Annotated in this window: 21 protein-coding genes and 2 pseudogenes; 12 read left to right on the top strand and 11 right to left on the bottom strand. The window is 40.9% G+C overall.

All coding sequences use genetic code 11. The features are described 5' to 3' along the window. Nucleotides 1-23 precede the first annotated feature (23 nt). Nucleotides 24-1,418 (top strand): NAD(P)-binding domain-containing protein, encoded by a 1,395-nt coding sequence (locus BM415_RS08195; protein WP_091156684.1) that lies wholly within the window; start codon nt 24-26, stop codon nt 1,416-1,418. Nucleotides 1,419-1,486: 68 nt separating this feature from the next. On the opposite strand, the gene BM415_RS08190 is transcribed toward BM415_RS08195, so the two are convergent. The 3 genes and pseudogenes from BM415_RS08190 to BM415_RS08180 all read right to left on the bottom strand — a co-directional run bounded on the left by BM415_RS08190 (nt 1,487) and on the right by BM415_RS08180 (nt 2,697). Next, complete coding sequence (locus tag BM415_RS08190) at nt 1,487-1,996, bottom strand: arsinothricin resistance N-acetyltransferase ArsN1 family A (protein WP_091156681.1); 510 nt, start codon at nt 1,994-1,996, stop codon at nt 1,487-1,489. 103 nt (nt 1,997-2,099) lie between these two features. Continuing rightward, nucleotides 2,100-2,351, bottom strand: a pseudogene (locus BM415_RS08185) (FAD-dependent oxidoreductase); the annotation flags it as partial. 19 nt (nt 2,352-2,370) lie between these two features. Continuing rightward, on the bottom strand, nt 2,371-2,697 hold the full coding sequence (locus BM415_RS08180; protein WP_091156678.1) for an ArsR/SmtB family transcription factor: 327 nt from the start codon (nt 2,695-2,697) through the stop codon (nt 2,371-2,373). Nucleotides 2,698-2,859: 162 nt separating this feature from the next. Between BM415_RS08180 and BM415_RS08175 the strand changes: the two genes are divergently transcribed. From BM415_RS08175 to BM415_RS25905, 6 genes and pseudogenes are all read left to right on the top strand, one after another. After that, nucleotides 2,860-3,213 carry an ArsR/SmtB family transcription factor gene (locus BM415_RS08175; protein ID WP_244533186.1) on the top strand — a complete coding sequence of 118 codons (354 nt, stop codon included), beginning with the start codon at nt 2,860-2,862 and terminating at the stop codon, nt 3,211-3,213. Nucleotides 3,214-3,392: 179 nt separating this feature from the next. Continuing rightward, nucleotides 3,393-4,688: an arsenic transporter gene (locus BM415_RS08170; protein ID WP_091156675.1), complete on the top strand. Its 1,296-nt coding sequence runs from the start codon at nt 3,393-3,395 to the stop codon at nt 4,686-4,688. A gap of 64 nt (nt 4,689-4,752) precedes the next feature. Continuing rightward, the gene (arsC, locus tag BM415_RS08165; protein WP_091156673.1) at nt 4,753-5,172 is read left to right on the top strand and encodes an arsenate reductase (thioredoxin); all 420 of its coding nucleotides are present in this window, start codon (nt 4,753-4,755) and stop codon (nt 5,170-5,172) included. Nucleotides 5,173-5,458: 286 nt separating this feature from the next. Continuing rightward, entirely contained in the window at nt 5,459-6,205 is a 747-nt protein-coding gene (locus tag BM415_RS08160) for an SDR family NAD(P)-dependent oxidoreductase (RefSeq protein WP_091156670.1), read from the top strand. A gap of 160 nt (nt 6,206-6,365) precedes the next feature. Continuing rightward, complete coding sequence (locus BM415_RS08155; protein WP_091156669.1) at nt 6,366-6,713, top strand: winged helix-turn-helix transcriptional regulator; 348 nt, start codon at nt 6,366-6,368, stop codon at nt 6,711-6,713. Nucleotides 6,714-6,745: 32 nt separating this feature from the next. Then, nucleotides 6,746-6,815: pseudogene (locus BM415_RS25905) on the top strand (hypothetical protein); the annotation flags it as partial. Between the two features lie 88 nt (nt 6,816-6,903). On the opposite strand, the gene BM415_RS08150 reads toward BM415_RS25905, so the two are convergent. The 4 genes from BM415_RS08150 to BM415_RS08135 all read right to left on the bottom strand — a co-directional run bounded on the left by BM415_RS08150 (nt 6,904) and on the right by BM415_RS08135 (nt 11,292). Then, nucleotides 6,904-8,970 (bottom strand): DNRLRE domain-containing protein, encoded by a 2,067-nt coding sequence (locus tag BM415_RS08150; RefSeq protein ID WP_091156666.1) that lies wholly within the window; start codon nt 8,968-8,970, stop codon nt 6,904-6,906. A gap of 90 nt (nt 8,971-9,060) precedes the next feature. After that, complete coding sequence (locus BM415_RS08145) at nt 9,061-10,170, bottom strand: glycosyltransferase (protein WP_170862402.1); 1,110 nt, start codon at nt 10,168-10,170, stop codon at nt 9,061-9,063. A gap of 92 nt (nt 10,171-10,262) precedes the next feature. Beyond that, nucleotides 10,263-10,700: a hypothetical protein gene (locus BM415_RS08140; RefSeq protein ID WP_211753653.1), complete on the bottom strand. Its 438-nt coding sequence runs from the start codon at nt 10,698-10,700 to the stop codon at nt 10,263-10,265. A 205-nt stretch (nt 10,701-10,905) separates the two neighbouring features. Then, entirely contained in the window at nt 10,906-11,292 is a 387-nt protein-coding gene (locus BM415_RS08135) for a winged helix-turn-helix transcriptional regulator (protein WP_280142849.1), read from the bottom strand. 130 nt (nt 11,293-11,422) lie between these two features. Between BM415_RS08135 and BM415_RS08130 the strand changes: the two genes are divergently transcribed. Further along, a complete protein-coding gene (locus BM415_RS08130; RefSeq protein WP_091156662.1) occupies nt 11,423-12,787 on the top strand; it encodes an amidohydrolase family protein in 1,365 nt (454 codons plus the stop codon). Nucleotides 12,788-13,084: 297 nt separating this feature from the next. Here the strand turns inward: BM415_RS08130 and BM415_RS08125 are convergent, their stop codons facing one another. From BM415_RS08125 to BM415_RS08115, 3 genes are read right to left on the bottom strand one after another with little or no spacing between them, the layout of a single operon-like run. Next, a complete protein-coding gene (locus BM415_RS08125) occupies nt 13,085-13,585 on the bottom strand; it encodes a riboflavin kinase (protein WP_091156659.1) in 501 nt (166 codons plus the stop codon). Between the two features lie 11 nt (nt 13,586-13,596). Continuing rightward, nucleotides 13,597-14,163, bottom strand: coding sequence for an NADPH-dependent FMN reductase (locus BM415_RS08120; RefSeq protein WP_091156657.1), 567 nt, complete (start codon nt 14,161-14,163; stop codon nt 13,597-13,599). An 18-nt stretch (nt 14,164-14,181) separates the two neighbouring features. Beyond that, on the bottom strand, nt 14,182-15,240 hold the full coding sequence (locus tag BM415_RS08115; protein ID WP_091156654.1) for an LLM class flavin-dependent oxidoreductase: 1,059 nt from the start codon (nt 15,238-15,240) through the stop codon (nt 14,182-14,184). 382 nt (nt 15,241-15,622) lie between these two features. On the opposite strand from BM415_RS08115, the gene BM415_RS08110 reads away from it, so the two are divergent. Beyond that, nucleotides 15,623-15,988 carry a winged helix-turn-helix transcriptional regulator gene (locus BM415_RS08110; RefSeq protein WP_091156653.1) on the top strand — a complete coding sequence of 122 codons (366 nt, stop codon included), beginning with the start codon at nt 15,623-15,625 and terminating at the stop codon, nt 15,986-15,988. Between the two features lie 64 nt (nt 15,989-16,052). Here the strand turns inward: BM415_RS08110 and BM415_RS08105 are convergent, their stop codons facing one another. Next, a complete protein-coding gene (locus tag BM415_RS08105) occupies nt 16,053-16,703 on the bottom strand; it encodes a helix-turn-helix transcriptional regulator (RefSeq protein WP_244533185.1) in 651 nt (216 codons plus the stop codon). A 198-nt stretch (nt 16,704-16,901) separates the two neighbouring features. Between BM415_RS08105 and BM415_RS08100 the strand changes: the two genes are divergently transcribed. The 3 genes from BM415_RS08100 (at nt 16,902) to BM415_RS08090 (ending at nt 18,247) form a co-directional block, all read left to right on the top strand. Next, the gene (locus tag BM415_RS08100; RefSeq protein ID WP_091156649.1) at nt 16,902-17,516 is read left to right on the top strand and encodes a superoxide dismutase; all 615 of its coding nucleotides are present in this window, start codon (nt 16,902-16,904) and stop codon (nt 17,514-17,516) included. Between the two features lie 74 nt (nt 17,517-17,590). Continuing rightward, nucleotides 17,591-17,944 carry a HesB/IscA family protein gene (locus tag BM415_RS08095; protein WP_091156647.1) on the top strand — a complete coding sequence of 118 codons (354 nt, stop codon included), beginning with the start codon at nt 17,591-17,593 and terminating at the stop codon, nt 17,942-17,944. 27 nt (nt 17,945-17,971) lie between these two features. Next, on the top strand, nt 17,972-18,247 hold the full coding sequence (locus tag BM415_RS08090) for a HesB/YadR/YfhF family protein (protein ID WP_091156645.1): 276 nt from the start codon (nt 17,972-17,974) through the stop codon (nt 18,245-18,247). Nucleotides 18,248-18,325 lie beyond the last annotated feature (78 nt).

The following is an 18,325-nucleotide window of genomic DNA, read 5'->3' as shown; positions in this document are numbered from 1 at the left end:
AATAAAAAAGTGAGGTATGTGAAATGAAGGAAATCCAATTTAAACAAGTTCAGAACAGTTGTTGTTCACCTGAAATCAACAGAGATTTAGTTAAGCCGGACAGTAACTCGTCCACCGATCTTCCTGTGGCCATCATTGGTGCCGGTCCGATCGGACTTGCTGCAGCTGCACACCTTATTGAAAGAGGAGAAAGTATTATCATCTTTGAGTCGGGATCTGAGGTAGGAAGTCATATTAAGGCTTGGGGGCATGTACAGGTATTTTCCCCTTGGCAATACAACATCGACAAAGCAGCAGCTAGATTACTCGAGAAAACGGATTGGGAACGTCCGAATGATGACGATTTACCTACAGGTAAAGAGCTTTTGGAGCAGTATCTATACCCTCTATCCAGATTGCCTGAAATAGAGTCCAGCTTAAAGCTAAATGCAAAAGTAACAGCAGTCAGCAGAAAAGATATGGATAAAATGAAAACCTTAGGGCGTGAAAGCCAGCCATTCATTGTTTTCGTGGAGGAAAACCAGTTAACAACCCTTTATGAGGCAAAAGCAGTTATCGATGCAACAGGCACTTGGGGGAAAGCGAATCCGATCCATAGCAGTGGGATTTGGACGAAGGAAGAAGGAGATCTTAAAGAGCATATTTATTATGGTATTCCTGACATTAAAAACAGAGATGGAGAACGGTTCAATGGTAAAAAAGTGGCGGTAATTGGAGGAGGGCATTCGGCTATCAATTCAATGCTGGAACTGTCTAAAGACCCAAACACAGAAATTTTCTGGATCATGCGGAAGAGTAAAGTAGGAAATGCGTATGGTGGGGAAGACAATGACCAATTGAAGGCTAGAGGAGCACTCGGAAGTCGAATTCATCGACTTGTAGATCAAGGTAGAATAAAGGTCTTTACACCATTCCGTATTCATCAGTTGAAACAGGTGGAGGGTAAAATCAACATTATCGGCATGAGTCTTGGTGAAATAAAGCAAGTTGAGGGCATAGATGAAATTGTTGTGAACACAGGAAGTCGTCCGGATTTCTCGTTCATAAGCGAGCTCAGGCTCAGTATCGATCAAACTACGGAGAGTGTAGAAACTCTAGCCCCACTTATTGATCCTAATGTACACAGCTGCGGAACGGTTCGTCCACACGGTGAGAAAGAACTTCGGCATCTGGAAGAGAACTTTTATATTGTAGGCATGAAGAGCTACGGCAGAGCCCCAACCTTTCTAATGGCGACAGGCTACGAGCAGGTGAGATCCATTGCTGCATATCTGGCAGGAGATTACGAAGGAGCCGAAAAAGTGGAGTTGGAATTACCAGAGAAGGGTGTGTGCAGTATAAATAATGTCTCAGATCAAGTTGAGGAGAGCTGCTGTTCTACAACACCTGCTACTAAAGTGTCTTCATGCTGTAGCTAAACTAGCGAAACTCAAATATATAAAATAACTATAAGAGCCCGCCGGATGACGGGCTTTTTTGATGTTCATTAGATTATATTTTCGGAAATGATTTTCTCGACTATAACAACATCGAGCCACTCATCCCCTAATTTTGCGTGTTTTTCATATATCCCAACTTCTCTAAACCCACAACGCTCACACAGTTTACGGCTTCCTTGATTAAAGGTGAAGATACGTGAGAGCAGCTTCCAATAACCTGCATCCTTGCAGACCTCAAGAAGTTCATCGAGTAGCTTGTAACCTACATTTTGCTTTCTAAAGTCTTTATGTACATATACAGAGAATTCGCCAACTCCGCGATAACATTCTCTTGTCCGGTAACTAGAGACAGATGCCCAGCCAATAATCTGATCATTTATTTCTGCAACTAAAATCGGATACCGATCTCCTTGGGATCGTATCCACTGGGTTCGATCTTCTAACGTCTTAGGTGTTGTCTCATAGGTTGCATTTCTCTCAACTACGATTGAGTAATTATAGATTTCCATAATACCTTGAGCATCATTTTCGATAGCAGGTCTTATACGTATCTGCATTTTTGCTGCCTCCATTGTAGACTATTTTCTTTAATATAAAACAAAAGCTCATCAAAGTGTTTGATGAGCTTTTTAAAAAAGATTATTGATTTAGAATCTCACTTCAGTCATGTATGGCAGAACCCTCCAGGAATTTTTCGGAGTCCATAGCAGCCATACAACCTGATCCGGCAGCGGTAATCGCTTGACGGTATTTAGAGTCCTGTACGTCTCCGCAAGCAAAGACACCTGGGATATTGGTTTCTGTCGTTCCTGGATTTACAACAATGTATCCATGAGCATCGGTATTGATTTGTTCACCTAAGAAAGAGGTGTTTGGCGTATGTCCAATAGCGACAAATAACCCGTCTGCTTCACTAATGAGGGGGTTCAAATTAGCATTTAGTTTGAGCATTGGTTGTACTACTCGGTTTTGTGAACATACAGCACAATTCCAGAGACAATACTTTGTTAATTTCTCCTTCATTTAGTCGGTAGTAGCTCCAAGTACCCCTGGTTTCTTTGAGTATAAAGCCGGCATCAAGAAGTATTTTAAGGTGGTAAGAGAGCTTGGACTGAGGTATATCCATCTTTTCTACAAGATCACAAACACAAACCTCTTCATATTGGCAAAGCTCATTGATAATGAGAAGTCGCTTCTGATCAGCTAATGCTTTAAACTTAGCCTCGTAACTGACCAAGAATGTCGCGTCTATCGTCATGAGAACATACTCCCTTTTTATAAATCAAATATTTTTGATTAACTAAATATTAACATAGAGTCAGTGTTATATCAATACATCAAAATTATTTGATAAATGTAATGATGTTATGTAAGATGGATACATAAGAAATAATCGACAGGAAGAAAGGGGAGAAGGACCGTGAGTGAAGTTGTAACCACATCTGATTTATCTCTCGCTGCGGATCGTCTGAAGCTTCTGGGAGATAAAACAAGACTTACGATGATGTTGCTTTTACAAGAACGCGAATGGTGCGTATGCGAATTTGTGGATATCTTTGAAATGTCTCAGCCGGCGATAAGTCAGCATATCCGGAAGCTGAAATCCCTGGATCTTGTAAAAGAATCAAGAAGGAGTCAGTGGATTTACTATTCAATACATGTGGAGGACAAACCTTATATTCAGGCGGTTCTGCATAATTTACCGAATGCTCAGCAAATTCTAACGGACCTTAATAAACAAGGATTACAATCTTCTTGTATTGGAGGAAAATAAAAAGCAGGTTGTATATATAAGTATATGCTTATATAATGATTTCGGAATAGAGGAGGCGGTTGATGACAAATCTTAGAGCTAGTACTCTGGTTCTGTGATGTTTTTATGGAGAGGGTAAGAGCATGCTGTTTGTATGTCTTGCCAAACCTTAGAAGATAGTCAAGTTGGAGGGTTTATAGTTGGTATCGACAATCTTAGCTTGTATCATTTTTTTAGTTACACTTGTGCTTGTCATATGGCAGCCGAAAAATTTAAACATCGGTTGGTCTGCATGTGGCGGTGCTGTTCTTGCTCTGTTAGTTGGAGTTGTCAGTTTCCAAGATGTTTGGGACGTTACGCAAATCGTATGGAATGCAACATTAGCGTTTGTGGCCATTATTTTAATTTCGTTAATCTTGGATCGAATTGGATTCTTTGAATGGGCTGCACTGCATATGGCTCGGGCAGCCAAAGGAAATGGAATCCGTATGTTTGTGTACATTAGTGTACTCGGTGCAATCGTTGCTGCTTTCTTTGCGAATGACGGAGCTGCACTCATCCTGACACCGATTGTGCTTGCTATGGTACGAGCCCTAAATTTTGATGAGAAAAAAGTGTTTCCGTTTATAATTGCCAGTGGTTTTATTGCAGACACTACATCGCTTCCTCTGGTTGTAAGTAACCTGGTCAACATCGTGTCTGCCGATTTCTTTGGGATCAGCTTCACTGAGTATGCGAGTCGGATGATTATTCCGAATGTTTTTGCTTTGGCGGCAAGTATTCTTGTTCTATATATTTTCTTCAGAAGAAGCATTCCTAAGAGATTTGACGACTCCGATCTTAAAGCTCCAATGGAAGCGATAAAGGACAGAGCCATGTTTCGGGTTTCTTGGTACGTACTCGCCATCCTCGTTATCGGATACTTTGCAAGTGAGTTCGTCGGTATTCCGGTTTCTATCGTTGCTGGAATCATCGCGTTAGCTTTCTTAATGCTTGCGAGAAGAAGTCCAGCTGTACAAACGAAAGAAGTGGTGAAAGGCGCGCCTTGGAACATCGTATTCTTTTCGGTAGGAATGTACGTTGTTGTGTACGGTCTTCGAAATGCAGGCATGACAGATCTCTTGGCTGATGCAATTGGAACAGTTGCAGAGCAGGGACTATTTGTAGCAACGATGGGAATGGGATTTATGGCTGCTATTCTTTCATCCATTATGAATAACATGCCGACAGTAATGATTAATGCGCTTGCTATTGATGCAACTCATACAACAGGAGTCATAAAAGAAGCTTTAGTATACGCAAACGTCATCGGATCCGATTTAGGACCTAAAATTACTCCAATCGGTTCATTAGCAACGCTTCTATGGCTGCATGTACTTTCAACCAAAGGCATCAAAATATCATGGGGAACCTACTTTAAGACGGGGATTATCATTACGATTCCTACTCTGTTTATTACACTCTTAGGTTTGTATCTATGGCTCCTCATTTTATAAATATAGTTTCAAATTTACCTATTTAATGATTTATGAAATTGATTCTAAAGGAGAGAATATCAAAATGAGTAAAAAAACGATCTATTTCTTGTGTACAGGAAATTCTTGCCGCAGTCAAATGGCTGAAGGTTGGGCTAAAAAACATCTAGGAAACGAATGGAATGTGTATAGTGCCGGAATTGAAGCCCATGGATTAAATCCAAATGCAGTGAAAGCAATGAACGAAGTGGGAATTGATATTTCCAATCAGACATCGGATATTATCGATCCAGCTATTCTGAACTCTGCTGATCTTGTTGTCACTCTGTGCGGTGATGCAGCCGATAAATGTCCAATTACTCCACCGAATGTACGCCGTGAACACTGGGGATTTGATGATCCAGCAAAAGCTCAAGGAACAGACGATGAAAAATGGTCAGTATTCCAACGTGTACGTAATGAAATTGGACAACGTATTGAAACGTTCGCGAAAACGGGCGAGTAAGTGTACAATCCAGCCGAGATGAAAATTCTCGGCTTCTTTATTTGAGAGGAGAATCGAATGATGAAAATTGAAATTTATAATTCGCCTATGAAACTCACTTCCATCTGCTAGGCTGTAAAAACAAAAGCTTGTGCCGCCTCAATTATCACCTTTTGGTGACTATATCACCAAAAAGTGGGTACTGTTTTTCTTGTAACTTTTCCTCCATACTATCGTGCATAGGAAGCTCATGAGGTAGACAGAGCATCCTATACAATATAAAAAATTATATGAGGAGTGTCATAGAATGGGGAAATTTGACGGAAAGGTAGCAGTTGTAACCGGAGGTACAAGCGGCATTGGTCTCGCGACGGCACAACAGTTTGTACAAGAAGGGGCTTACGTATTTATCACGGGACGCAGACAACGTGAACTGGATGAAGCAGTAAAGCAGATCGGTAAGAATGTTACAGGCGTCCGAGGTGACATATCAAAGTCGGAAGATCTAGATAGATTGTTCGAAACAGTAGAGCGAGAGAAGGGACAGATAGACATTCTCTTTGCAAATGCCGGACTAGGGTCATTGCTTCCATTAGGAGAAATTACAGAAGCACAATACTACAAAACTTTCGATGTCAACGTGAAAGGAACCATCTTTACAGTACAAAAGGCATTACCTTTGTTTCCAAATAAAAGAGGTTCGATTATTCTAACGGGATCCACTGCTGGCTCGACGGGGATGCCAGCGTTTAGTATCTATGGTGCCTCAAAGGCAGCGATCAGACAACTCGTCCGCAGCTGGATTCTTGATATGAAAGGGACCGAAGTTCGTATGAACATCCTTAGTCCAGGAACAATCGTAACGCCGGCGTACGATGAGTTATTTGGCTCCGAACTAGATCATTTCCTAGAACAGGCAAAAAATGATATTCCGCTCGGCAGAGTCGGACAGGTTGAAGAGATCTCAAATGCTGTCATGTTCCTAGCCTCTAATGAAAGCAGTTATTTGAACGGCGTTGAATTATTTGTAGATGGCGGAGTAGCTCAAGTTTAACAAGGATATAATAATTCCTAAAACGACAAATTTTTTTAAATCAACTTAACGGGCTTGTATTATTCCCTTCATGTAACGTTCACTTTTTCTTTCAGTGATTCTCGAAGGATCGAGTGATACATGAAGGGGATGTTCTCAGGTCGGGAGATGGTGTATTGATATGAAAACTTTTTACTGTGAACTGGAAGTTACACTAGAGGTTATTGGAGGAAAGTGGAAGGGACTTGTTCTGTATTATTTAATAAAAGGACCCAAACGGACGGGGGAGCTTAAGCGACTCGTTAATAATATATCGCAAAAGATGCTGATCCAAACACTTCGGGAACTGGAAACAGACGGATTAATTCGCAGAAAAATGTACAATCAAGTACCGCCTAAGGTAGAATATTCAACGACGGAACTGGGTCAATCACTAGAACCCATTTTGAGATTGCTTTGTGATTGGGGGGGGAATTACGCAGAGCAATCCTACGCTCCGGGTGAGATTGAGATTTTGTATCTGGATTAATATCGATTCCCGTAAGGTTGAAACTACAACTCTGAGCGATATCAGTGGACATTAAAAAAGATGACCCCCGACGAATTCAGAGGTCATCTGCTTGCTGGTTAGGCTTAGGGCTGTTTCTTTTAAACCGTGCACAATCCGGGTTACAGTTCAATAAATGCGAAAGAGCCGTTTTATTTGATATCGATTGAAATTAATTGAAGTTACCTACAATATCTATGCCATTGTTGATAAAGGTATTGTTATTTTGGCTTATTGTAACTGTTGTAACGTTTTGCAGGCCTATTTCATTGTTTTCAATAGTTGCACCGGTTACAATCGTATCTGTCGGATAATTGTTGTTTTGACCGGTCTCTCCAAAACGTATTCCAACTGGGGCATTGGAGTAAGTGCCGCCGGATACGGTCACATCAGTAAGCGTACCGTTGTTGGTACCGTCATCCCTGCCTTTTATTACTGCAGCCGCACCGTTTACAGGGTCGCCGTTCCCGCTGTTTGTTACCATATTGTTTATGAGGTTGATATTCTGGTAGTTGCCGTGTTTGAGGTTGATATCTATACCGGCTGCAAAACTCCCGGCTGTACCACTGCTATCGATAGTATTATTTGTAAGAAATGCATTGTTCAACGCTTCATAATACATTCCCTTTGTGGTGTTGTTGTTGAACTGGGAATTTGAAATATTAATGTTGTTAAATATTGCTGTTCCTGAAAATACAAGTATTCCAAAGGCATTTCCGTTAAACATGCTGCTATGGATAGTTACATTTGAAACCTGTGCGTAAGTCGGGACTCTGAATCCCGCTGTAACGTTATTGGAGAAGTTACTGCCTGTTATAATCAGATCGTTCATACGAGGAAAAGAGGAACTGATATTAATACTAAAGCCGTTATTCAAATTATTCAGCAATGATACGTTTGAAAGAGTAATAAAGCTGGGCTGATTGTTTCCGATGGTTGAAATACCCTGGGAAGCGCCGGTGACCAGCAAGTCTGATATTACCAGCCGATTTGTCGAATTCAACCCTCCGTTTGATATTGATATGCCGACTCCTGACGCCGGATTAATTATAGTTCCGCCAACGTCGCTTCCGGAGCCATTTAGAATAATACGCCTGTCAATTGTCACGTTTTCGGGATAGTTTCCAGGTCCGACCTGAATAACATCGCCTGGATTGGCAGCATTTATGGCCTGTTGAATCGAAGTATAGAAAGTCCCCTGGGTTTGATTATATACCGAATTGCTTTCTATGGCGATGACTGTAAATGATATGCTGGGGCCTTCAATATTTTTTGTGGTAACGGTTATTACGGCAGAGCCGGAATTATTTATTGAAATAACGCCGGTATTTGGGTCTACAGGAAAATCAGGATTGTCTGAACTAAAGGTAAGCGGTACATTATTCGGATTGAAAAGGTTGTCGTTTGCATTCAGGGTATCACCAACAGCTCCGGAAATAATAGGATCAATGATACCGACAATTGATATTCTTTCATCAAGCCTGGATGCTGTGGTGGATAACACCTTTGTCTGTCCGGGGCTTACTTCTGCCGACTTCTCATCCACCCAGATGCTGCTGCCGTTCAGTATTTGAAGTACGGCAAGTCCATTGGTAAACTCGGTATTTTCAACACTGAAAGTACCAAGTATTCTTTGGTCTAACAAAAGCGTATTTGACTCGTTAATGATGTAATCTCCGGATTGAGTTACTTCATTGATCATGTCACTGGTGTTACTGCCTTCCTGGTAAGTTACCTGAAGATATGGATATAAGCTGCTGTCGGAAAAGTTCGTACTGTAACTGCCAACTAATGAATTGGTATTTTCCGGGCCAATTATTGTAATACCGTTATTTGCTGCAGGATTCGTATACCATTGTTGAGCAAGCGGAGTTATATCAATACTGATAAAATTGTTTACATCTGCGTCATTAACGGTTTTAGTAATGCCCGTAGGCGTAACAGCAGGTGCATTTAAATATGTCACCGTATTCTGGTTGAAGTCGCTTTGATTTAAATAAACACTTATAACGATCGGACCTGGAACGTCTTTTCTGAATATATAAAGTTTTAATATTGCCTCAAGGATGTCACTTCCTTGAGGAATAACGAACAGGTCAAATTTTAACAAAGTCCTGTAATTATCTCCCGGAGCTACATATTCACCTACATATAAAAAGGGATAACTGCCGAATACGGTTGTAGGGTAACTTGAAGCAATAAACGTATCATCACTCGGAAGTAAATTTGATACTGGCATGAAAATTCCTCCTTCGTACGGCGGCGTATGCTCTCGAAGCAGGCTTGGGTGAGCGCAGCTGGTTATGGGTCAGCACGATAATGCTCATCGTCATTGCGGATCCTCTTCGGCGATTTTCGGCTTCCGTTGCCGCACGGCGGCTTTCAGCCTTCTTTCATTTTCCAGCAGGTTGAGATCGTTCGGGAAATAAGCCAGCGCTTTTTGGTTATGCGCCACAGCCTTCTCCAATTCCCCGAGTTTTCCGTAGCAGAGCATCAGCTGCACGTGGGGGGCCCAAGTCCAGCAGACGAGATTCATCAGGCCGAAATAGTCGACGGGAATGTCCTGCTGCGCGGCCACTTCGTACCAGAAAGCCGCTTGCCGGTATTCGCCCTTTTGTTCGAACCAAAGCCCGATCTGGCAGCAATAATCCGCCCGCGGCACGTCGAATTCGAACGTCTTGAATAAGTAGTGCAGCTCTTTGGCGGCATCGCCGCGATCGCGGTACAAGTGGGCAAGCATGCCGCAGGCGGCGATATGATCCTCGAAGTTCTCGACGCTTCCCTCAAGAAGCGCTTCGTAAACGGTCAATGCTTCGTCCCGGCGCCCGTTGTCAAACAACTCGTTGGCCAAGTAAAACTGGGTTCGGCGTGTCGGCCCGTTCTTGTGGATGTGCTCCTGAAGAATGGTGAGGTTGCGGGTGCGGTCTCTTTTTTCCAGCTTCGGCTTGTGGGTGATCTCGACGGGGGAGAAGAGGAGCTTGCCGCGGACGACGAGGATTTCGTGGATCGGATAGATCCAGCGCGGCCCGATCGAACGCTTGACGAGTCGATTGTGGCGGGTGACGTCGTGCGGGTTGCCGGCTGCGTCGCGCGAGAGCACGTAGCTCATGATCACAGAATCGAACCCCGTATCGAGCGTGTTCTTGAGCTCGCGGAACCGCTCCCGGTCCCGTTCCAGCAGCACGTCGTCCGCATCGAGCCACATCACGTATTGTTTCGTCGCCTGGTCGAACGAATAGTTGCGGGCCGCGGCGAAGTCCTGAATCCATTCGAAATCGAAGATGCGGTTCGTGTAACGGGATACGATTTCCTTGGTCCGGTCGGTCGAACCCGTGTCGACGATGTTGATCTCGTCAACCAGGCTCCGGACGGAGTCCAGGCAACGCCCGATCGTCTCTTCCTCGTTCTTGACAATCATGCATAAGCTGACAGTGATCAAGACTTCCATCCTTTCCGAAATAAAGTCGTTATGGAGAAGAGGAAGCTTGCGAACGAGAAAATATTCGTCCTCGTCCGCAAGCTTCCATGCGATTAGCCTTGGGAAGCTACGCCCCAGAAAGCTTCGGGTCCGATACGGGTACCCAACAAAACGCCCGCTACGCCGGTGCCGCTGATAAAGGCTGTGTACTGCGTTAGGAGAGCGGCGGGAGCGAGCAGGTCCTGCGCGTTGAAGGAGACGATCGTGCTGATGTTCGACAGAATCGGAAGAACGGCCGTGTAGATGATCGTGCCTCCGGCAATGGTGCTGCCGCGTACAACATTGATCGTGACTGTGTGTGGCGCAACAATTGAGAGTCCGACGGTACCGGCCAGGTCGACGATCAGAGAGCCGTTGTTTCCGAATCCGTCGCCGGTTACCCCTTGGGTCTGCAAGCCGATGTCGCCGAATAGAGCCGGAGTCGTCGTTGCGGCTATCGCGATGGTCGTGCTTGCGTTCATCGAGCTTCTTTGGTCAAGAAAGGTTCCCATAGATGCTCCACTTCCTTTCGTTGTTGCGTGGTATATCCTATGTATCCCTATCTGTGGCAGTATGGACGAACCGGTTGGTGCGATCGCGGAATCTTTTTCGCGGGGGACAAGTGAAGGACAACCCCCGTTCAAAAGTTTCACGGTGCGGAATATGCTGATGGCATCTCTTTACGAAAAGCCATGGGTTCCGGGTCGAAAATTATTATCATTTCGAATAGCTTGTAAGATTTTGTTGTCCTCTTTCTTTTGAATGGGATTGTCCCCATTGATGCATCGCTTCAAGAATTGGCTGTAAAGTTGCTCCATAGGGAGTCATTGAATATTCAACTTTGGGAGGAACCTGAGCGTAAACGACCCTGTTGATAATACCTTCATTTTCTAGTTCCCTTAACTGTGTGGTTAAGGTTTTTTGTGTAATATGCGGAAGCTTCCTCTTTAGCTCGTTAAATCGCTGTGTACCTCCATATAACAGATGTATTAAAATAATTACCTTCCACTTTCCAAATAGTACATTCATCGTTTTATCCACTTCACATAGATCCGGCACAACCTCACCTTTTTCTTCAGAGAGATTTGAATTCTCCATCGTCATATCTAGCCTCCAAAGTATGTTCTAAGATACTATGTATCATTAAAGATCGTACTTATTTAACATTACTTACTTAAGCTATACTATCAGCGTAAGCCATAATTTGGAAGAATAATGAAGGGAGAAATTAATAATGACTGCTAATTTGTTCATAAAAAATGCTACTATCATTACGATGGACCCGTCTTTAGGTACTCTGCACAATACGGATATGATGATCAGCGATTCTCTTATTGTTAGGATAGGAGCTCATTTAGACGTCTATGAAGAAGAGAATTCCGAAATAGTGGATGCTAGTGGGATGATCGTCATTCCGGGCTTTATAGATACTCACAGACATGTGTGGGAATCATTGGTTCGTAATATCGGTGCGGACTGGTCGCTTAACACATATATGCAGCATATTTATTATGGAGGATACGGAAGTAGACTTAGAGTAGAGGACAGCTACATTGCAAATTATCTTGGTGCGATGGAGGCTATAAATGCAGGAATAACAACATTGCTGGATTGGAACATGACGTATTCTTCGGAGCATACGGACGAATTTATACGAGGACTTCAAAGATCGGGTATTCGAGCGGTATACGCTTTAGGTGCCTCTGGCGAAAGAGAGTATTTGGATCGTGAAAGCAGGCTGACTTCTATAGGAGATATAAAACGAGTAAGTGAGCGTTTTTTTAATTCAAAGGATCAGCTGCTTACACTGGGATTAGCGATAAGAGGTCCAGAATACAGCCATTGGGATACCTTTGTCGAAGAAATTAACATAGGACGTGATTACGGTGCGCTCATTTCGATGCATCTAGGAGTCGGAAATTGGGGCGCACAGCAACGTTCCATAACGAAAATGTTTAAGGAAGGCCTGCTAGCACCCGATATCAACATTGTGCATGGAAATATGATGGGAGACGATGAATTTAAAATGATGGCTGACACAGGGGCTTCTTTATCCGTCACGCCAGAAATTGAAATGATGATGGGACATGGCTATCCGGTTACCGGTAAAATGATCGAGGCTGGGGGAGTTCCCTCTCTTGGTATTGATGTTGTAACCTCTACTGCCGGCGATATGTTTGGTCAGATGAGATTTGCACTGCAAGCAGAGAGAGCCAAGGTTAATCAGGAAATGTTAGAAGAGGGGGGTATGCCTGATCAGTTGAAGCTGACCGCGTACGATGTACTTAACTTCGCCACGATCGGAGGAGCAAAGGCGCTTGGCCTGGATCATAAGGTAGGCAGCTTGACACCAGGAAAAGAAGCCGATTTCCTGCTGATTTCTACTAAAGAATTAAATATGTTTCCAATCCATGATCCTATTGGGGCTGCTGTACAATTTGCCAATCCATCAAATGTGGACAGTGTATACATCGCAGGAAAAGCAATGAAGCGTGGCGGAGTTCTTATCAATTCTGAAATGGATAGTTTACGAAAGAAAGCAACAGCAAGTGCAGAATTTATATTAGGTAGTCGAGGGGCAAGTATATCGTCCCATTGAAAGCAGCTAATTTAGCTGCGTTTCGAAGGGTTGGGAAGCATTGTGGGAATGCGGACAAGTTTGCTAGAGAGGTTGTCATGGAATAAGGGATAGGATTAGACGATTGAGAAGGTAGTCGTGTATCGAAGCTTTTCAGGAAGAAGATATTTTGGAATTGGTTGCGTAAATTAAACAAACTGACGCCGATAGAATATCGACGTCAGTTTGGATAGGTGTTTTTTCAATGTCCACTCAATTGCTGAAACACACTGTGAGACGAATACGAACAAATGATAAGATGCCGTGGGGGTTAGTTACCTAATTTAATCTAAAATAATCTCTTGCGTAAACTTCATCTAACTTCATTTGCCTAACCAACAGATCAAGATTGTCAAACTTGATTTCTTCCCTGACAAATTTTAAAAATTGAAGTGATACCTTCCTGTCATATAAATCGCCTGAATAATCAATTAAATAAGCTTCAATGGAATAAGATTGCCCATCCACTGTCGGGCGGTAACCCGCGCTGATTAAGGCATTATAATGCTGAGTCTCCTTATCTCCATTAAATATTCCCGCAGTGCCCAAATATATACCAGGTTTAGGAGGCACATAATGGTCAGCATCCACTCCCAGATTAATCGTTGGATAACCTAAAGTTCTTCCCAGAGCATCACCATGGACCACCGTCCCATTTATGGTATATGGGCGTCCATACAGACGTATAACTTTCTCCATATCCCCGTTTTTCACTAATGAGCGTACGGCCGTAGGGGTAGAAACAGTCATGGATTTTGATGTAGTATCCTTATATTTCATAATAAAGCTCCTTAGAATCCGTATTTTTCTTCTTCAGCCTTTCGGACTCTAGCATAAGTTTCCGCTAGTATGAAGGTATCTTCTACTAATCGGTCTATTCGGAATAGGACATCATCATTTACAAGTTCTTTTCGATGAAAATCCTTTTCTTCTATAAATACATAAGTTTGTACAATTTGTGCTTTCATGTAGGCCAAAATTGGTTTCAATTGCTGCTCAGCAATAAGGTAGTGTCGCTGAGATCCTGCCGTGACAATCATACTTACAACCTTATCACGAAATGCTTTTTCAGGTGCTAAATCAAATATATTCTTCAGTGTTGCTGGAATTGAAGCTTGAAAAACAGGCGTACCGATTATGATTATATCTGCCTCCATGATTGTTTGAATAACGTATTTAGTGTCTCCTTCGTATTCCAGATAATTCCGACCATCACTGAACTCTACATCAAAGAGAGCCAGATCTAGAAGCGTGACTTCAAAGTCTTGGTACTTTTTTTGAAAAGCGTTCACTGTGTAATCCATAGCGATTCTGGTTTTTGAGCCTATTTTCGAACCGGATAATGCAACAACTTTCATACTCTCAACTCCTATGTCTTATTTTTTGGCTGTATATTTTTTTATACTTGGTAAAATCTCATTTCCGATTAGTTCTATGTTTTTCATTTGATTCTCAAAAGGTACTCCGCCAAAATCCATTTGCGCAATATATCTTTGATTACCGAAGAGTTCATGTTGATATAAAATTTTCTCAATAATTTCTTGTGGGCTACCAATATTCATAACATCGTGCGAGTGGGCTCCTTGTGCAAAAGCCTGTTTAGGAAAACTACGTCCGTTGGTTAATTTCATTCCTTCGTTAATGTATGGGTAATAAGCTCTTTGTGCCTTTTGTGTCGTTTCATCCACATAAAATAATCCTGCAGTCGCTACAGGTAATGTCGACGGATCAAATCCATTCTGACGTGCAGCTTCTCGATAAGCATCAATAGATCTTTTAAACAATACAGCAGGTCCTCCTAATTGAGCCAGAAACATAGGTACACCTGCAAGGCCTGCTTTAATCGCGCTAGCAGGAGTACCTCCTACTGCTCTCCATATCGGTAGACTGCCTTCATTAGGCCGAGGAAGAACTTTTGCCTGGTTGAGTGGAGCACGAAATTCTCCTTTCCAATTTAAAACTTCATTTTCATTTATCTTTAATAGCAAATCAAACTTTTCTTCAAATAATTCCTCATAATTATTAAGATCATAGCCTAACAATGTATATAGCCCTACTCGTGATGCACGACCTGCAATAATTTCGGCTCGACCATTGGATATTAAATCAATAGTAGCGAAATCTTCGTACACCCTAACTGGATCAGAGGTACTAATAATTGTAGAGGAACTACCTATTTTCATTTTCGTTGTAGCCTGTGCTATTGCTGCCAGCACAACGCTATGCGCCTGAGTGGCAAAATACTCTTGATGACTCTCTCCAACACCAAAGAAATCAATACCCGCTTGCTCGGCTAATTTGGCCAACTCAATAATTTCATGAATACGTTGTTTGACTGATATTCTATTTCCAGTTTCCGGATTCGCTAAATGATCTCCTAAGGTATATAGTCCAAACTCCAAACCTTTATCTGCATTAATCCGATACTGTTCCATATTAACCCTCTTTTCTTATAATTAGTATATAAATAAGTGTACTTTTTAATCATTATTGATCTGTGTAATCAATATTATTCAATATTACACTATATTTTAGTAAGTTACTTTTTTTATTATAATAACGAAAATACCTCATGTCAAACTACCGCAAATGACTGGTTAGCCACTATAATGGTCGATGGCAGCACAGCTATCTAAAAAAATGAATAAATTGTGACAATCATATTGCTTATACAATTAAAGTTTATATACTTAATAATATATAATATATCTTAATATAGTAACAATGGGATGAATTTTTACTCAGGTCTCATTGCTTAACAACAGCCTGAACTAACATGGCTGCATAAATAAAATCATATGAGAGAAGGAATATAGGATGAATGAATTTTCTTTTGATCAAAAGAAGATTTTCATTGCACATAGAATTATTAGTACGAAATGGAATATTCATATACTTTTCATTCTGTCACATGGTCCATCTAAATTCTCAGAAATTCTTCATATCATACCTTCAATATCTGATACTTCTCTTTCTAGATGTTTGAAAGGATTACAAACAGATGGAATTGTTAAGAAAACAGTTTCTATGGATAGGCCTTTGCAAATCGTTTATGAGTTAACACCTAAAGGGTTATCACTTGCTGAAATTATACCTTACTTAGTAATATGGACAGGAATCGTAGATCCGTACAAAAAGGTAAATGCTCAGTACCCTAATTGTAAAATTATTAATCGTCAGTAATTAAAAAAAACAGTCCTTGTACTTATACAAGGACTGACTCTGAATAACATATTTATCTTTATCTTTAAGATGTGGAGTCTATCTCATTAAATTTAAACAGAAACTTACAGTTCTTATCTCCTTCAGTACGACAGTGTGTTCTCAATACTTGAGAAGATCCTAACACATTCTTAAACATGGCCGTTTCACAGTGACATGCCAACTTAAATTCATTTGCTACAGATAGTATTGGACAATTGTATTCAGTCAATTCAAAAGTAGTGTCATCAATTTGAGTCACATCTGTCATATAGCCTTTTTCATTTTGAATTTTTGAGATTTCCGATACTTTTTCAGAAACCGATTTATCTTGCATTCGAGAAGTGTATTCTTTAGTTAATCGTTCTTCTCTTTTATTAAAGACATGATTGATGGATTCAATACCATACAATTCCTTAATGTCGTGCAAAAACTCAATGCTGATACCTTCATAATTTTTAGGAAAATATGACTCGGCTTTTTCAGACAGAGAAAATGTTTGAAGAGGTCTTCCCATCGGCTGCTTGACAAGCTCAGACACAATGAAGCCTTCTTTTTCAAGGGCACTAAGATGATTACGTACAGCCATGTGTGTTATATCTAATAGCTCAGTGAGTTCATTAACGGTGAGGATTCCTTCTTTTTTTAGAAGATGAAGTATTTTATCTTTAGTACTGCTTCGTGTGTTGGTTTCCACTATAAACACCTCCATACAGTGGAGTAAATTAGGTTATCAATATATTATAAGATAAAGTATAAAAAATTTAAAGCTGATTAGTAAGTGTGAAATCCTCACTGTGTTATGAAAAAGTTGCTTTTTCGTTAAATTGAGAATATTATATTATTATACTAAATAATATAATAAGTATAATTAAAATATTGGAGGTTTTCATTGATGACGCATCAACTACCTATTTTAAACTATGATTTTAATGCTCTAGAGCCTTATATTGATAAATTGACTATGGAGATACATTATGGCAAACATCATCAAACATATGTAACGAATTTAAACAATGCGCTTGAAGGACATGCAGATTTGGCAGCAAAGCCTTTAGTAGATCTGTTGGCCAATCTTGACGCAATACCAGAAAAAATAAGAACAGCAGTAAGAAATAATGGTGGAGGACACCTCAACCATACGCTTTTCTGGGACATTATTAAGCCTTCAAAGGATGTGACTAAGCATAGCAGTAAATTGGTGGAGGCGATTAATCAGGCTTTTGGCAACTACGAAAATTTTGAAAAAGAGTTTACTGCAGCTGCTGTATCTCGGTTTGGTTCGGGTTGGGCTTGGCTGATCATAGATGAAAAAGGTGAGCTTAAAGTAACAAGCACACCGAATCAGGATAATCCCATTATGGATGGTAAGATTGCCATTCTCGGCTTAGATGTGTGGGAACACGCTTACTACTTAAATTATCAAAACAGAAGAGCTGATTACATCTCTAACTTCTTCAAAATCATAAATTGGGATATAGTATCTGAAAAATTTGAAATTAACAATTAATCAAGCTTGCGCAATAATGTATTGCATTCATGTGCATTATTGCGCATTTAAATCATTACATAGGGGGAAAGGGCATGATATACGTAAGTGACGTTGCTTCGGAGAAGATTAATGAAATTTTACAAGAAAATATTCCAAATGCATATCTCCGTGTAGGTGTGGATGAGGGAGGCTGCAGTGGGTTATCTTATTCATTAGTTGTAGATGATCAACAAAGAGAGGGGGATATTGTCGTAAATCAAGGTGATTTTAATATTCTAATAAATTCTGACAGTCTTATGTATATTGAAGATCTCCAAATAGATTATGAAGAGTCTGGCATGATCGGGGGCTTTACTCTTAACAATCCTAATGCAAGAGCAACTTGTGGATGCGGAGCTAGTTTTAGAATAGCTAATTATCGTGGGAAAGCGAAAAAATGTGATTAATAACATGGATTAAGGCGGGCGAATTCAATGACATTTATAGTTTCTGATAAAGCAATTAAAACTTTTAAAGATGAATGGGCCTTAGAGCAAGGTGACTCTATACGGATATATGCTAAGTATACCGGTGGAGGAAATGATGCATTTAGCCTTGGATTGAATGCTCACGCTGAACCGATCGATCCGGCAATAACCAAATTAATTGGTGGTTACTATTTCTTTGTTGAAAAAAGTGACGAATGGATTTTGCAAGATAAGATACTAAAAGTGGATAGTAATAAAGAAGGTATCATTTTCAGTTATTAATGTAAACGTATGTGATATTCATATCCATTCAGATAAAACAAAGACTAGCTAATTTTGAGCTAGTCCTTGTTTTATTTA

Source organism: Paenibacillus sp. 453mf, from assembly GCF_900116105.1.
GTDB lineage: Bacteria > Bacillota > Bacilli > Paenibacillales > Paenibacillaceae > Paenibacillus > Paenibacillus provencensis.
Note: the sequence above shows the minus strand (reverse complement) of the source record. Positions and strands in the feature narration are given on the sequence as shown.